Genomic DNA, 15,583 nt, shown 5'->3' on the forward strand with positions numbered 1-15,583 from the left:
ACACTGAACACTCCGATCTCCCAGGCCGAGCAGATCGACCGAGCCGGCCGGTCCGGTCCCGGTCCCGGTCCGGTCAGGCCGGCTCGGTGGTGCCCAGTGCCTGGAGGCGGGCGCGGATGTGGCGGACGGCTGCCTCGGCATCGTCCACCGTGACGGTGAACAGCCGGCCGTCCCCCAACCGGAGGACGATCCCCTCGCCCCGGCGGATCACGACCGCCGTGCCCTTCTCGGGCCGCCAGCGGTAGCCCCAGCCGCCCCAATGCCGTGGGGTGACGCTGGGGGCGTGGTCGGCCTCGACCACGTCCCGCAGCGGGATCCGGCGACGCGGCACTCCGGCGTGCCCGCACCGCACCTCGACCGTGTCGCCCTCGACCTTGACCTCGACGTGAACGAAGGCGAGGGTGCCGAAGAGGATGAGCAGCCCGGCCGCGACGCAGCCGACGACCGACATGACCAGCGGCACCAGCCCGCCGGACCAGGTCACATCCACCGCCAGGTCGATACCGAGGGCCACACAGCCGGCACCGACGGCGGCCAGCGCCCACTGCAGGCGGCTGGTCGCCCTGCCGGTCCACACCTCGGAGCTCGGCGGCAGGACGGCGTTCTCCACGGGCGCGGGGCGGGCGGTGGTGTGTTCGCTTCCACTGAAAGACGCGGCGCCACCCTCGGCGAGTGGTGCGCCGTCGCGGGGATGGTCACTCATGTTCGGCAGCGTACCCCCGGGGACCGGCACCGGCAGCTCATGCAGGCAGTGACCGCCGAACGCGGCGACGGCACGCTCCGTGAGGAGGAGAAACGCTACGTCAGGCGAGGGAGGCGGGCGCGGCGGCCAGCAGCCTGCCCTCGGCGTAGGTGAGGGCCGCTTCCGGCAGCGCGGCCACCCGGCCGCTGTGCAGGACGGTGAGATCCCCGGTGGGCGCGGCGCCGGGGTCCGGCCGGGTGCCCGCACGGCGCAGCGCCTGGGCGCAGACAGCGGCGGCCGAGCCCTGGAGCGCCGGTCCCTCGGTACGGGTGCCGCGCAGTGCTTCCCTGATGCGGTTGCCGACCAGCTCGTAGTGGGTGCAGCCGAGCACGACGGTCTCCACGTCGGCCGGGGTGCGCTCGGCGGCGGCCTGCACGGCGGCCGTGATGAGGTCCTCGTCGCCGCTCTCGACTGCGTCGGCGAGTCCGTGACAGGGCACTGGGGTGATGTCGGCGCCGTTACCGAACTCGTCGATCAGTCGGCGCTGGTAGGGGCTTCCGGTGGTGGCCGGGGTGGCCCAGATGGCGACGCGGCCGCCGGTGCGGACGGCGGCGGCCGCCGCCGGTTTGACGGCGGGGACGGTCCCGATGACCGGCAGCGCGGGCTCCAGATCGGCGCGGAGGGCGGGCAGCGCGTGCACGGAGGCGGTGTTGCAGGCGACGATCAGCGCGTCGGGCCGACGTGCAGCGGCGGCGCGTGCGCACTGCAGGGCGCGCTCGATGATGCCCTCCGCGTCGCGGGGGCCCCAGGGCAGACCGTCCGGGTCGGAGGAGAGCACGAGGTCGGCGTCGGGGCGTGCGCGGCGTACCGCCGCGGCTGCGGCGAGCAGGCCGATACCGGAGTCCATCAGCGCGATCTTCACGTCAAGCAACTGTACTTCACGTGCAGCGAGGGGCTCCGCTCAGCGCCTCCGGTCGTACGCGCCCAGGACGCACTCGCGGCCCGTCGCAACTGCGGCCGGTCGCACTTCGCAGCCAGTCGCACCCACGGCAGGGCGGCCCCGCAGGAGACTGCGGCAGGCGCGGTCGACGCGCCGAGGGGTGCTGCCGGGCGGTGCGTACGGCAGACTGCGGCACGTGCTCACCTGGACCGCCGTCGTTCCGCTCGCCTCGCTGGCCGCGTGGGTGTGGCTGCTGCTGGGGCAGGGGTTCTTCTGGCGGACCGATGTGCGCCTGCCGCCCGTGCCCGCCGGCGGGGAGCCGGTCGACTGGCCCTCCGTCGCCGTCGTGGTGCCCGCTCGCGACGAGGCCGAGGTGCTTCCGCTGACCCTGCCCACGCTGCTGGCCCAGGACTACCCGGGGCACGCGCACATCCTGCTGGTGGACGACGGCTCCGGCGACGGTACCGGCGCGCTCGCCCGGGAGCTGGCCGACCGCGCGCCCGACGGACCGCCCTTGACCGTCCTGCGCCCCGGCGAGCCCGAGCCCGGCTGGACGGGCAAGCTGTGGGCCGTACGGCACGGCATCGCGCACGCCAGGTCCGGCACGGCCGAGCCGGAGCTCCTGCTGCTGACGGACGCGGATATCGCGCACGAGCCCGACTCGCTGCGCCGACTGGTGCGCGGGGCGCTCGCCCAGCGGCTCGATCTGGTCTCGCAGATGGCGCGGCTGCGGGTGCGGACGGGCTGGGAGCGGCTGATCGTTCCCGCTTTCGTGTACTTCTTCTCGCAGCTCTATCCGTTCCGCTGGGTCAACAGTCCCCGGGCGCGCACCGCTGCCGCGGCGGGCGGCTGTGTGCTGCTGCGGACACAGGCCGCGGTGCGGGCGGGGGTGCCGGACAGCATCCGGGACGCGGTGATCGACGATGTGACGCTGGGCCGGGCCGTCAAGCGGTCCGGCGGCCGGATCTGGCTGGGGCTCGCGGACGGAGTGAGCAGCGTGCGTCCGTACGTGGGGCTGGGCCCGCTGTGGCGGATGGTCTCGCGCAGTGCGTACGCGCAGCTGCTCAACAACCCGGTTCTGCTGGTTGCCACCGTTCTGGGGCTGCTTGTGGTGTATGTGGTGCCGCCGGTGTGGGCGTGTGCCGGCTCGCCGGTGGGCGGGGCGGCCTGGCTGCTGATGGCGCTGTCGTACGTGCCGACGCTGCGCTACTACGGGCAGCCGCTGTGGCGGGCGCCGCTGTTGCCGGTGACGGCGGTGCTGTATCTGGCGATGACGGTCGACTCGGCGGTGCAGCACTACCAGGGCCGGGGTGCGGCCTGGAAAGGCCGCACCTATTCGTGAGCCACGACGGTCACTTGCGGCCGGGGGTCCACTTCATGCCCCAGCCGTACTCCTCGTCGACGGTGCGCTGCGGGCTGATGCCACGCCGGGGCACGAGATAGCGCGATTCGCGGCGCACCATCAGCTCGCCGTTCTGGTTGGTGATCAGCGCCAGGGCGCACACGTTGGAGGGGACCGTGCACTCGTCGAGGGAGAAGTCGACGGGTGCGCCGTGCTGCGGCTGGAGTGTGACAGTGGCGTGCAGTCCGGCGAAGCTGCGCGCCCCTTCGTAGATGGTGACGAAGATGAGGATGCGGCGCAGCTCGGAGGTGTGGTCCAGGTTGACGGTGAGGTTCTCACCGGTGGCGACGGCGCCGGTGCGGTCGTCGCCGTCGAGGTGGATGTAGGGCGGACGGTTCAGCGCCCCGAAGGAGTTGCCGAGCGCCTGGACGACGCCCTTGCGGCCGTCGGCGAGTTCGTAGAGGGCGCACAGGTCCAGGTCGGGTCCGGTGAGTGCGCCCATGGCGCGGGTGAGCCGCCCGGCCAGGCCCTTGGGCGGCTGCGCCTGGGTGGTCCAGTTGAGGTTGACGCGCATGGCGCCGGAGGTGCCGCCCTGCTTGGTGAGCGAGACGGAGGGCGCCTCCTTGGTGAGCGTCACCTTGCTCAACCGTACGGGCGCGGCGGGCGCGCCGGGAGGGGTGGGTGCGGTGGGTGCCGTGGGTGCGGCGGAGGGGGCTGGTGCGGCGGGGGCGGTCGGCGCCGGGGCCGGCGTGGGCGCGGGCGGCGGGGTGGGCGCCTGCGGTACGGGTGGCGCCTGCACACCGGGCGGCGCGGGCACGTTGGGGGGCCCGGCGATGTGCGGCTGCGGCGGTACGGCGGTGCCGGGGGCCGAGGGCGCGGCGGGGGACGGTGCGGGGTCGTCGACACTGATACCGAAGTCGGTCGCCAGGCCCGCCAGTCCGCTGTCGTAGCCCTGTCCGACGGCACGGAACTTCCAGGCGCCCTGGCGGCGGTAGAGCTCACCGAGGAGGTACGCGGTCTCGCCCGCTGCGTCCGCCGGGTCGAAACGGGCGATCTCCTGGCCCGCACCGGGGCCGCCGGCGCTCGCGTCGAGCAGCCGTACGTACAGGCCGGGCACCTGGCCGAAGCTGCCGCCGTCGGCCGAGGCCGCGATGACCACGCGGTCGATGTCCGGTTCGACGCTGCCGAGGTCGACGACCAGCTCGTCGGTGCAGGAGGTGCCCATCGGCTTCTTGCCCTCGTGCCGTACGGCGGCGGAGGAGTGCCGCGGCTGGTTGTAGAAGACGAAGTCGCCGTCGGAGCGGACCTTGCCCCCCTCGGTGAGGAGCAGGGCCGAGGCGTCGACGTCCGGCACTTGTGGGCCGGACGGCCAGCCCAGTTCGACCCGCACAGCCGTGGCGGGTACGGGGACATTTGTCCCCTTGCGCATCGTCATGGCCACTCCCCCTGGGCTCGGTTGCCTGTGTGCCGTCCCCAACCTATTGCACGGTGCCGCCGCTGCCGAAGCCCCCTCACCAGGAGTCACCACGAGTCGTCGGACTCGAACATCCGAGAACGGCACGGGCGTTCTCAGTCCTGGCCGGTGGGCTTATGCTTCTGTCAGCTTCCTCTCCCGCGCGCCCGAAACAGGGACAGGCGGGAACAAGCCAGTTCCCTGTGCCTGACCAGCCGTCACCGTGGTCGGCATGGGGGGTATTCGCCCTGTTCGGGCTCCCGCGCGTGCGCCGTTGGCGCGGCTGCCCCCGGTGGGGCGAAAACCGGCTCCCGCCTGCACTGATGCAGGTGGGGCAGGCGTTCCTTCTGTACCTCTCTAGTGCCGATGCTGATTTTGGGCTTAACTTATGAGCATGACCTCCCCCCGCAGCTCTTATAGCGGCGGCTACTACGCTGCACCGTCCTACCCCGAGACGCCGATCTACGACAGTCTCGTCGCCGAGCGGGGCACGCCGCAGATCGCTCCCATCCGGGTGCCGTCGGCCTATGACACGGGGGGCACGGGCAGCGCGCTCGCGGCGCTGCCTCCCGCGCTGCCTTCGGGCCCTTCCGCGCCGCAGCAGCAGATGCACCCCGCGCCTTTGCAGCACACCCCCGCGCCCTCCTACGGCGGCTACCCGGGACCTGCCGCGCCCCAGCCGCAGATGCCGCAGCCCGCACCGCAGCAGTCGGCACCGATGCGGCAGCAGCCGGTGCGACAGGCGCCTGCGGCGCTGCCGCCCGGCGGTGGCGGAGCCGGTCAGGGTGGTCCGGTACCACTGCAGCACACACCCGCACCGCACATCCCGCAGCAGGCGCCGCCGCGGGGCTACGGCTACCCGGGGCCGGGGGGCCCGGCGCAGCAGCAGCCCGTGCAGCAGCCGCAGCAGCCGCAGGTCCAGGTGCAGCAGTACCAACAGCAGCCGGTGCACAACCAGGCGACGCAGTACATGCGCCCCGTGGCGCCCCGGCCGGCGGCACCCCGGCCGATGCCCAACCAGTACGAGGACCCCTACGACGGCGGCCACCAGTACCCGGGCCGCGGCTACTGAGCGCTGCGCACAGCGGATCTGTCGGCCTCGGCCCCTCCCCCGCCCTCCCCGGCCGCCGGCCCCGAGGCCCCGGGACGGCGCCCCGGGGCCGGGCACGGTGCAGCACTTCAGTTCAGCAGCCGGGATCTGATCAGGAAGCGGACTCCCTCCGGTGCTTCCAGCGAGAAGCCGCTGCCCCGGCCGGGGACGACGTCGACGGTCAGATGGGTGTGGCTCCAGTACGCGAACTGGCTTGCGGACATCCAGAACGGCACCGGCTCCGGCACGCCCTCGATCTCCAGCTCGCCGAGGAGGACATCGCTGTCCCCGGTGCGGAACTCGCCGCGCTGATAGCACATGGGACTGCTGCCGTCGCAGCAGCCGCCGGACTGATGGAACATCAGCGGTCCGTGTTTTCCGGTCAGCTCCCGCAGGAGCCGGGCCGCCGCCTCGGTGACGGCGACCCGCTCCGGCTGCGTTCCGTCCATCAGAACAGGCCGAGTTTCTGTGCGGAGTAGCTCACCAGCAGGTTCTTCGTCTGCTGGTAGTGGTCGAGCATCATGTGGTGGTTCTCGCGGCCGATGCCGGACTGCTTGTAGCCGCCGAATGCAGCGTGAGCTGGATACTGGTGGTAGCAGTTCGTCCACACTCGTCCGGCCTGGATGGCGCGCCCGGCGCGGTAGGCGCGGGAGCCGTCCCTGGTCCACACACCGGCGCCGAGCCCGTAGAGGGTGTCGTTGGCGATCGCGATGGCGTCGTCGAAGTCCTCGAACCCGGTGACGGAGACGACGGGCCCGAAGATCTCCTCCTGGAAGACCCGCATCCGGTTGCCGCCCTCCAGGATGGTCGGCTGTACGTAGTAGCCGCCCTCCAGTTCGCCGCCCAGTTCGGCGCGGGCGCCGCCGGTGAGGACCTTGGCGCCCTCCTGCCTGCCGATGTCGAGGTAAGAGAGGATCTTCTCCAGCTGGTCGTTGGATGCCTGGGCGCCCACCATGGTGTCGGTGTCCAGCGGGTGGCCCTGCACGATGGCCTCGGTGCGCTCGATTCCCGCGTCCAGGAAGGCCCGGTAGTGGCTGCGCTGGATGAGGGCGCGTGAGGGGCAGGTGCACACCTCGCCCTGGTTGAGGGCGAACATGGTGAAGCCTTCGAGGGCCTTGTCGTAGAAGTCGTCCTGGTCGGCCGAGACGTCGTCGAAGAAGATGTTGGGGCTCTTGCCGCCCAGCTCCAGGGTGACGGGCTTGAGGTTCTCCGAGGCGTACTGCATGATCAGCCGCCCTGTTGTGGTCTCGCCGGTGAAGGCGACCTTGGCGACGCGGGCGCTGCTCGCCAGCGGTTTGCCCGCCTCGGCGCCGAAACCGTTGACGATGTTGACGACGCCGGGCGGCAGCAGGTCGGCCACCAGGCTCATCCAGTAGTGGATGGAGGCCGGGGTCTGCTCGGCCGGCTTGAGGACGACGGCGTTGCCCGCGGCGAGCGCGGGAGCCAGCTTCCAGGCAGCCATCAGGATGGGGAAGTTCCAGGGAATGATCTGGGCGACCACGCCCAGCGGCTCATGGAAGTGGTAGGCGACGGTGTCCTCGTCCAGTTGGGAGAGCGAGCCCTCCTGGGCGCGGATCGCGGCGGCGAAGTACCGGAAGTGGTCGATGGCCAGCGGAATGTCGGCGGCGAGCGTCTCGCGGACCGGTTTGCCGTTCTCCCAGCTCTCGGCGACCGCCAGCTCCTCCAGGTGCGCCTCCATGCGCTGCGCGATCTGGTTGAGGACCTGGGCGCGCTCGGCGGGCGGCGTACGGCCCCAGGCGGGTGCCGCCTCGTGGGCCGCGTCGATGGCGCGCTCGACGTCCTCGGCGGTACCGCGGGCGATCTCGGTGAAGGGCCGGCCCGTCACCGGGGTGGGGTTCTCGAAGTAGCCGCCCTGTTTCGGGGCGACATAGCTGCCGCCGATCCAGTGGTCGTAGCGCGGCTGGTAGCTCATCAGCGCGCCATCGGTTCCCGGTGCGGCGTAGCGGCTCATTGCTGTGCCTCCCTGTGCTCGGCGTACCAGGCGTCCTCGCCGGTACTCGGCTGTCCCGGCCGCCCTCGGTCGGCGGCGCGGTTGCCGGGAGGCTAGTTCCGGGAACGTTGCGGATACGTTGCGCGCCGCTCCCCGGTCCGAAGGGACGGCGGCTCGGGCGGCAACAGGCCGTAGGACTTCCGCAGTTCGGCCACGCGTATCGCGGTGTGCGGGGTGGGCCGTACGGCGTGCAGCGCCTCCCACACCTCCAGGTCCTGCTCCCCCTCCGCGGTGCACAGCCAGCTCTCCAGCAGCCGCGCCTCCGGCCTGGCCAGCAGGCGGCGGCGCAGACGCTGCTCCATCAGCCTGCGCAGCCGTACGACGCCCGGCGCCTGGGAGCCGGGCAGCGGAAGGCCGCTGTACGCGTCGAGGGCGGCCGCGGGGTCGTCGGCCGCGAGCGCGTCGGCGACGGTGTCGTAGTCGGTATGCGGGCGGTCTCGCAGCCGGTAGGGGCGGGAGGCCAGCAGCGGTCCGAGAAGGTGCCGCAGCCGGGAGAGTTCGGCACGCAGGGTGACGGGGTTGACGTCGCGCTCGCCGTACAGTTCGCGGGCGAGCTCCTCGCCGCTCAGCCCGTCGGGGTGGGCCGCGAGCAGCAGCAGGATCTCGCTGTGCCGCCGGCCCAGCCGCAGCGGCCCGCCGCCGCCCCGGGCCGCCCGGGTGTGCAGCAGCGCCTCGTCCCTGCCGAGGACGGCGAGCGTGCAGCCGTTCCGCGGCGGCGGTGTGCCGCGCGTGGTGGGCTCCGGTTCGAGTGCGGCCAGCCGTGCCTCGGCCGCGCGCGCCGTGGCCTGGACGAGCGCCAGGCTGTGCGGTGAGGCGAGGTGGTCGCCGCCGGTGAGGTCCACGGCGCCGATGACCCGGCCGGTGTGCGGGTCGTGCACGGGCGCCGCCGCACAGGTCCAGGACTGTACGGGCCGGCAGTAGTGCTCGGCGGCGAAGATCTGGACGGCGTGGTCGACGGCGAGCGCGGTGCCGGGCGCATTGGTGCCGCTGGCGCGCTCGGCCCACTGGGAGCCCGGCACGAAGTTCATCCGCTCGGCGCGGCGCAGCACCTGGCGGTGGCCCTCGACCCACAGCATCGTGCCCCGCTCGTCGCAGACGGACAGCAGGTGGGCTCCGTCGTCGGCGATGGTTCCCAGCAGCTCGCGGAAGACGGGCATCGCGTGGGCCAGCGGGTGGGTGGCGCGGCGCACGGCGAGTCCGGCGTCGTCCACCTCGACTCTGGCCATGCTCTCGGGGCCCAGCCGCGCCCCGGCGCAGCGGCGCCAGGAGTCGGCCACCACCTCGCGGACGGGGGCGGCGATGGGGCCGCCGGTCAGGAACCGTTCGTGGGCGCGGCGCAGCTGCCCGGCCCGCTGGGTCGCGTCCGCGCCCGCCTCGAGCGCCAGCCATGGATTGCGCACCCCGTCATCGTGCAGCGCACGCGGGCGGCAGACAACGGCTCCGGCGCAGTATCGCCCCCACTGACCACGGTTCGGCCACCTGACCCCGTTCCGGCCCGCTGACCGTCGCGGGGTGTCGGAACCGGCGCTCCTTGGTACCCATCGGGCATGCCGGAACCCATGTCCCTCACCGACCGCGAGGCCGAGGCGCTGGACGCACAGTGGCGTGCCCTGAACTACCTCTCGGCCTGCCAGCTGTATCTGCGTGCCAACCCGCTGCTGCGCGAGCCGCTGCGGCCCGAGCACATCAAGCCGAGGCTGCTGGGCCACTGGGGCACCTGCCCCGGTCTCACTCTCGTCCACACCCATCTCAACCGGCTGATCAGCGAGCGAGGGCAGCGCGCCATGGGGGTGTGGGGGCCGGGGCACGGGGCCGCTGCCGTGCTGGCGGGCGCCTGGCTGGACGGCAGCTATCAGGAGCTGCGGCCGGACGTGCAGCGGGACGGCGCCGGCATGGAGCGGCTGTTCGCGGACTTCTCCCAGCCGGGCGGCGTCCCCAGCCATACATCGCCGAGCGTCCCCGGGTCGATCCAGGAGGGCGGCGAGCTGGGCTATGCACTGGCCCACGCCTACGGTGCTGCGTTCGACAACCCGGATCTGCTGGTGTGCGCGGTGGTCGGCGACGGCGAGGCGGAGACGGGACCGCTGGCCACCTCCTGGCACGCGAACAAGTTCCTGGACCCGGTGCACGACGGCGCCGTACTGCCGGTGCTGCATCTGAACGGGTACAAGATCGCGAACCCGACGGTGCTGGCCCGGCTGCCCGAGGACGAGCTGGGCGCGCTGATGCGCGGCTACGGCTACGAGCCGCTGTTCGTCACGGCTGAGCAGGACACCTCGCCGCTGGAGGCGCACCGGGCGCTGGCCGCGGCCTTCGACAGGGCGCTGGAGAGGATCGGCGCCATCCAGCGCGCCGCCCGCTCCGGTGCCGTCGAGGCGGCAGGGCGGCCGCACTGGCCGATGGTGGTGCTGCGTACGCCCAAGGGCTGGTCGGGCCCCCGGGAGCTGGACGGGGAGCCGGTCGAGGGCACCTGGCGCTCCCACCAGGTGCCGCTCCCGGGGGTGCGGGACGATCCGGAGCGGCTGCGGCAGCTGGAGGAGTGGCTGCGTTCGTACCGGCCCGAGGAGCTGTTCGACCAGGACGGCAGGCCGCGGCCCGAGGTGCTGGAGTGCGTACCGGAGGGGGATCTGAGGCTGGGCGCCGTTCCCGAGGCGAACGGCGGTCGGCTGCTGCGGGAGCTGCCGCTTCCCCCGCTGGAGTCGTGCGCGGTGCCGGTGGAGCGGCCCGGGGCCGGGGCGCACGAGCCGACACGGGCGCTCGGTGAGCTGCTGAGGGGACTGCTCGCGGCCACCGAGGACCGCCGTGACTTCCGGCTGTTCGGTCCCGACGAGACGGACTCCAACCATCTCTCCGCGGTCTACGCCGCCTCCGACCGCGGCTGGCAGGCCGGGCTGCTGGGCACCGACGAGCATCTGGGCCGGCACGGGCGGGTACTGGAAGTGCTCTCCGAACACCTGTGCCAGGGCTGGCTGGAGGGGTATGTACTGACCGGCAGGAACGGGCTGTTCGCCTCCTACGAGGCGTTCGCCAACCTGGTGGCGAGCATGGCGGCGCAGCATGTGAAGTGGGTGCACAGCGCCCGGGAGGTGTCCTGGCGGCGGCCGGTCGCCGCGCTCAACTACGTGCTCACCTCGCACGCCTGGCGCCAGGACCACAACGGCTTCTCGCACCAGGACCCCGGCTTCATCGACCATGTGCTCAGCAAGAGCCCCGACGTGGTGCGGGTCTATCTGCCGCCGGACACCAACACCCTGCTGTGCGTGGCCGACCACGCGCTGCGGACCCGGGACACGGTGAACGTGGTGGTGGCGGGCAAGCACCCGTGCTTCGACTGGCTGGATCTCGACCAGGCGCGTGCCCACTGTGCGCGCGGCGTGGGCGTATGGGGGTGGGCCGGCACCGAGCGCGGTGACGGGCCCGATGTGGTGCTTGCCTGCGCAGGGGACGTGCCCACCCAGGAGACGCTGGCGGCCGCCTCACTGCTGCGCGAGTGGCTGCCCCAGTTGGCGGTGCGGGTGGTCAATGTGGTGGACATCGCGCGGCTGATGAGCCCCACCGAGCATCCGCACGGCCTGAGTGACGCGGAGTTCGACACCGTCTTCACCCGGGACCGGCCTGTGATCTTCGCGTACCACGGCTATCCGTGGCTGGTGCACCGGCTGACGTACTCCCGAGCCGTGCACGGCCAGCTGGCGGTACGCGGCTACCGCGAGTCCGGCTCGACGACGACGCCGTTCGACATGGTGGTGCGCAACGGCATGGACCGCTACCACCTGGTGATGGACGTCATCGACCGGACGCCGGGGCTGGGCGCGCGGGCCGCGAGCGTGCGGCAGCGGGCGGCCGATCTGCGCGAGCGGCACCGGGAGTACGTACTCGCACACGGCGCGGACATGCCGGAGGTCACCGACTGGCGCTGGCCGGGCCGGTGACCTCCGGTCCGGGATCCGGCCCCTGCCACCTGGGGCCGGACCCCTGCTGAGGGGTTCGGTCGGGCCGGGTCAGACCTCGACGTCCTCCAGAATGCCCAGCGCGTCCGGCACCAGGACGGCCGCCGAGAAGTAGACGCTCACCAGGTAGGAGATCAGCGCCTTCTCGTCGATGCCCATGAAGCGGACGTTGAGGGAGGGCTGGACCTCGTCGGGGATGCCGGTCTGGTGCAGCCCGATGACGCCCTGGTCCTCCATGCCTGTGCGCATGGCCAGCACCGAACTGGTCCCGTCCCCGCGTACCGGGATCTTGTCGCAGGGCAGCAGCGGGATGCCGCGCCAGGCGTGCGCCCTGGCGCCCTCGACCTGGGTCTGTTCGGGGTAGATGCCGCGCTTGCTGCACTCCCGCCCGATGGCGGCGATGGTACGTGGATGCGCCAGCAGGTAGCGGGTCTTGCGGCGGCGTGAGATCAGCTCGTCCAGGTCCTCGGGCGCCGGCGGGCCCGACCGGGCGCGGATGCGCTGGCTGAGGTCCGCGTTGTACAGCAGCCCGAACTCGCGGTTGTTGACCAGCTCGTTCTCCTGGCGCTCGCGCAGCGCCTCGATGGTGAGCCGCAGCTGCTCCTGCACCTGGTTCATCGGGTCGTTGTAGAGGTCGGCGACCCGGCTGTGGACCCTGAGCACGGTCTGTGCGACGGCCAGCTCGTACTCCCGGGGGCGCAGTTCGTAGTCGACGAAGGTGCCGGGTAGCGGCTGCTCGCCGACGTGTCCCGAGGCCAGCGCGATATCGGCCTCGCCACGCCGGTTCTGCGCTGGTACGGAGCGGGCCAGCAGGGTGTCGAGGTGCCGGCGCAGCGGCGGCGCTGCCTCCACCGTCTGCTGGAACGTGCTGCGGGGCAGGGCGAGTACGGTGCAGCGCGTGGTGGCGCGCAGCGTGTACTCCCAGCTTCCTGGGTCGTTGGTGAGGATCTGATCGCCGGCGTGGTCGCCGTCGGCGATGACACCGAGCTCGATCTCGTCGTCGTACTGGCCCGCGGCCTGCTTGACGACGCGGCCGTGCGCGATCAGCAGCAGCTCGTCGGTGGGCTCGCCGCGCACGGCCAGCGCCTCACCGGGCGCGTATTCGCGCTGGGTGAAGCCGTCGGCCAGCGCGCGCAGGGACGCCTCGTCCTCCAGGCCGCGCAGCAGTGGGATCTCCCGCAGCTCGGCCGGGATGACGCTGACGTCGGTGCCGGTGGAGACGAACTCGATCCTGCCGTCGCCCAGGGTGTGGGTGAGCCGCCGGTTGACGCGGTAGCTGCCGCCGGTGGTCTCCGTCCAGGGCAGTACCCGCAGCAGCCAGCGGGGGGAGATCCCCTGCATCTGCGGCGGCGTCTTGGTGGTGGTGGTGAGCTTGCGCGCGGCCGCTGTGGAGAGGCTCGAGCGGTCGTGCTGCTGGACTTCTTCGGGATGCGTCGTCATCTGTACCCGGTTCCTGGTGTTTCCGACTGCCTGTTGTCCTGGTGTGCCGACGGCGGCTGTCCGCCGGTGTCCCGAGTCCGGGCGCGGTGTCAGTGCCCGAGTTCGACGTCCTCGAGGATTCCGAGCGCGTCGGGCACGAGGACGGCAGCGGAGTAGTAGGCGCTCACCAGGTAGGACATGACGGCCTTTTCGTTGATGCCCATGAAGCGCACCGAGAGGCCGGGGCTGTATTCGTCGGGGATTCCCGTCTGGTGCAGCCCGACGACTCCCTGTGCCTTCTCGCCGGTGCGCATCGCCATGATGGAGGTGCTGCCCTGCCGGCTGACCGGGATCTTGTTGCAGGGCAGGATGGGCACGCCGCGCCAGGCGGGCAGGGAGTGCCCCTCGTAGTCGACCGACTGCGGGTAGACCCCGCGCCTGCTGCACTCGCGGCCGAACGCGGCGATCGCCTTGGGGTGGGCCAGGATGACGCTGGGGTCCTTCCACACGGTGGCCAGCAGCTCGTCGAGGTCGTCCGGCGTGGGCGGGCCGGAGCGGGTGTGGACGCGCTGCCTCATCTCGGCGTTGTGCAGCAGGCCGATCTGACGGTTGTTGACCAGCTCGTGCTCCTGGCGCTCGCGCAGCGCCTCGATGGTGAGCCGCAGCTGCTCCTCGAGCTGGTTCATCGGATGGTTGTACAGGTCGGCGACCCTGGTGTGGACGCGCAGCACGGTCTGGGCGACTTCCAGTTCGTACTCGCGCGGGCTGAGGTCGTAGTCGACGAAGGTGCCCGGCAGGGGCGGCTCGCCCACGTGGCCGGAGGCCAGCTCGATCGCGGACTCGCCGTTCTCCGTGCGCTGGGACGGGATCAGCGAGCGGGTGGCGGCCAGGTGGGAGCGGAGCGAGTCGGAGTCGGCGAGGACGGCGTCGAAGGCGCGCCGCTCCAGGGTGAGGACGGTGCCGCTGGTGAGCGAGGTGAGGGTGTGGTCCCAGGTGCCGGTCTGGCCGGTCAGCCGGTCGTCGCCGACGAAGTCGCCGTCGGCGAGCACGCCCTGGGTGATGTCCTCGCCGTACCTGCCGCGGACGGAGCGGCGCAGCTTGCCGTGGGCGATCAGGACCAGCCGGTCCGCCGGCGCGCCCTCCTCGACGATCACCTCTCCGGGGCCGAAGTCGCGCTGCTCGCAGCGGTCGGCGAGGGCGCTCAGGACCTCCTGGTCCTCGTATCCGCGCAGCGGCGGCAGCTCGGTCAGCTCCAGCGGGATGACCCGCACCTCGGAGCCGGTGGAGACGAACTCGACCCGGCCGTCGCCGAGGGTGTGGCTCAGCCGCCGGTTCACCCGGAAGGTGCCACCGGTGACCTGGACCCATGGCAGGACCCGCAGCAGCCACCGCGAGGTGATCCCCTGCATCTGCGGGGGTGTCTTCGTGGTGGTCGCGAGATTCCGTGCCGCTGCTGTGGCCAGGCTCTGCTGGGCCTGCTCCGCGCTCTCGCTACCGGAATCCCGCTCCGCCGCAGTCGTCATCCGACACCGCCTGTCCTCGTGATGATCAGTCAATTCAGCTGCTGCGGGTCGAAGTTAAGTGAGCGGCGAGAACAGCGGCAATCGCTCAAAAGATGCAAGCGGCCCCCGAATGCCCGCGCGATTAGCTGGGTACGGGCCGCCCTTCGACCACACTTTCCTCACGCACGGTAATGAAATTTCATAAATGATCACCGCCCGCAACAACTCCGGAAGCGGGAATATCATCCGCCGCTCCGTAAACCTCTCCGGAGGTGCGGGCGCACAAGGGGGCGCAGGCGACTCTGATCCACGCCCGCTGTCGGAGACCGGAAACCCACTCAGTAAACTCGCTCCGACCACGAGGGGAACGAAGCGAGCCGGCGAAGAGCCCGACGGACGGACGAAGAGCCCGACTGACGGACAGGGAGACAGCGGACCCGAAGACCGCAGGACGGTCGCACCCCGCAATTCGGGGCCCTTCGGCCCTTCTCGTGCATGCACCGCTCCCGGTGAGGTACGTAGAGGGACGGCGAGAAGGGGGTGAGCGGCCGTGCGCATGATCGTCGGCTTGTGGCGCTGGCGCGGAAATCCGCTGTGCCGCGGCACCGACCGCCGTGAGGCGTGGCTGTCCCTGTGGGCCGCGCTGCTGATCGTCCTGGGTGCCCCGCTGGCAGGCTGGGCCGCGGCGGAGGCCGCCCACGACGTGCTGCTGCGCACGGCACACGAGCAGCAGCGGGACCGGCAGCGGATCTGGGCGACGGCCGAGCACGTCACCGTTCTGCCGCCGCTGGACTCCGAGACAGAGACAGCGGCCGGGGCGCCGAACCGCCACCGGGTCGCGGCACGCTGGACCGGCTCCGACGGCACCCCGCACACCGGAACGGTCGTGCTGCGCCGCCTTGTGCAGCCCGGCGACCGGTTCCACGTGTGGGCCGACTCGCACGGCCGTCTGACCTCCCGCCCGATGAGCACGCGCAGCGCCGGCTCGTACGCGCTGCTGGCCGGACTGGCCGCCGCGGCCTGCACCACCGCAGCACTGGAGGCCGGGCGCCGGGTGACCGTACGGCTGCTGATGCGGCGCCGGTACGCGCGCTGGGACGCGGAGTGGGTACGCATCGGTCCCGACTGGGGCCGCACCGGCACCAGCAACTGACGCGGCGCCTGGCAGCTTTCGAAACGGTTCCGAAAAGGGTT

12 protein-coding genes are annotated in these 15,583 nt (G+C 72.1%); 4 read left to right on the top strand and 8 right to left on the bottom strand.

Annotated elements, in window-relative coordinates:
* Window positions 1–73 precede the first annotated feature (73 nt).
* Both JW592_RS01890 and JW592_RS01895 read right to left on the bottom strand, forming a co-directional pair.
* Entirely contained in the window at window positions 74–703 is a 630-nt protein-coding gene (locus JW592_RS01890) for a hypothetical protein (RefSeq protein WP_209263033.1), read from the bottom strand.
* Window positions 704–803: 100 nt separating this feature from the next.
* Entirely contained in the window at window positions 804–1,604 is an 801-nt protein-coding gene (locus JW592_RS01895; protein WP_209263034.1) for a glutamate racemase, read from the bottom strand.
* 214 nt (window positions 1,605–1,818) lie between these two features.
* Between JW592_RS01895 and JW592_RS01900 the strand changes: the two genes are divergently transcribed.
* On the top strand, window positions 1,819–2,964 hold the full coding sequence (locus tag JW592_RS01900) for a glycosyltransferase (RefSeq protein WP_307805255.1): 1,146 nt from the start codon (window positions 1,819–1,821) through the stop codon (window positions 2,962–2,964).
* A gap of 10 nt (window positions 2,965–2,974) precedes the next feature.
* On the opposite strand, the gene JW592_RS01905 is transcribed toward JW592_RS01900, so the two are convergent.
* Window positions 2,975–4,399, bottom strand: coding sequence for a TerD family protein (locus JW592_RS01905; protein ID WP_209263035.1), 1,425 nt, complete (start codon window positions 4,397–4,399; stop codon window positions 2,975–2,977).
* Between the two features lie 412 nt (window positions 4,400–4,811).
* On the opposite strand from JW592_RS01905, the gene JW592_RS01910 reads away from it, so the two are divergent.
* Window positions 4,812–5,489 (top strand): DUF6643 family protein, encoded by a 678-nt coding sequence (locus JW592_RS01910; RefSeq protein WP_209263036.1) that lies wholly within the window; start codon window positions 4,812–4,814, stop codon window positions 5,487–5,489.
* A gap of 107 nt (window positions 5,490–5,596) precedes the next feature.
* Here the strand turns inward: JW592_RS01910 and JW592_RS01915 are convergent, their stop codons facing one another.
* From JW592_RS01915 to JW592_RS01925, 3 genes are all read right to left on the bottom strand, one after another.
* A complete protein-coding gene (locus JW592_RS01915) occupies window positions 5,597–5,956 on the bottom strand; it encodes a DUF779 domain-containing protein (RefSeq protein WP_209263037.1) in 360 nt (119 codons plus the stop codon).
* Window positions 5,956–7,479, bottom strand: coding sequence for an acetaldehyde dehydrogenase ExaC (exaC, locus tag JW592_RS01920; protein ID WP_209263038.1), 1,524 nt, complete (start codon window positions 7,477–7,479; stop codon window positions 5,956–5,958). The genes JW592_RS01915 and exaC overlap by 1 nt, the downstream gene beginning before the upstream one ends.
* A gap of 92 nt (window positions 7,480–7,571) precedes the next feature.
* Window positions 7,572–8,918 (bottom strand): helix-turn-helix domain-containing protein, encoded by a 1,347-nt coding sequence (locus tag JW592_RS01925; RefSeq protein WP_209263039.1) that lies wholly within the window; start codon window positions 8,916–8,918, stop codon window positions 7,572–7,574.
* A 147-nt stretch (window positions 8,919–9,065) separates the two neighbouring features.
* Here JW592_RS01925 and JW592_RS01930 point away from each other — a divergent pair, with 147 nt between their 5' ends.
* On the top strand, window positions 9,066–11,450 hold the full coding sequence (locus JW592_RS01930) for a phosphoketolase family protein (protein ID WP_209263040.1): 2,385 nt from the start codon (window positions 9,066–9,068) through the stop codon (window positions 11,448–11,450).
* 69 nt (window positions 11,451–11,519) lie between these two features.
* Here JW592_RS01930 and JW592_RS01935 read toward each other — a convergent pair whose 3' ends face one another.
* Both JW592_RS01935 and JW592_RS01940 read right to left on the bottom strand, forming a co-directional pair.
* The gene (locus JW592_RS01935) at window positions 11,520–12,908 is read right to left on the bottom strand and encodes a family 2B encapsulin nanocompartment shell protein (RefSeq protein WP_209263041.1); all 1,389 of its coding nucleotides are present in this window, start codon (window positions 12,906–12,908) and stop codon (window positions 11,520–11,522) included.
* Window positions 12,909–12,997: 89 nt separating this feature from the next.
* Window positions 12,998–14,410 (bottom strand): family 2B encapsulin nanocompartment shell protein, encoded by a 1,413-nt coding sequence (locus JW592_RS01940; RefSeq protein ID WP_209263042.1) that lies wholly within the window; start codon window positions 14,408–14,410, stop codon window positions 12,998–13,000.
* 535 nt (window positions 14,411–14,945) lie between these two features.
* On the opposite strand from JW592_RS01940, the gene JW592_RS01945 reads away from it, so the two are divergent.
* Window positions 14,946–15,542 carry an Rv1733c family protein gene (locus JW592_RS01945; protein WP_229375066.1) on the top strand — a complete coding sequence of 199 codons (597 nt, stop codon included), beginning with the start codon at window positions 14,946–14,948 and terminating at the stop codon, window positions 15,540–15,542.
* The last annotated feature ends 41 nt before the right edge of the window (window positions 15,543–15,583 follow it).

It is taken from the genome of Streptomyces spirodelae (genome assembly GCF_017676385.1).
GTDB lineage: Bacteria > Actinomycetota > Actinomycetes > Streptomycetales > Streptomycetaceae > Streptomyces > Streptomyces spirodelae.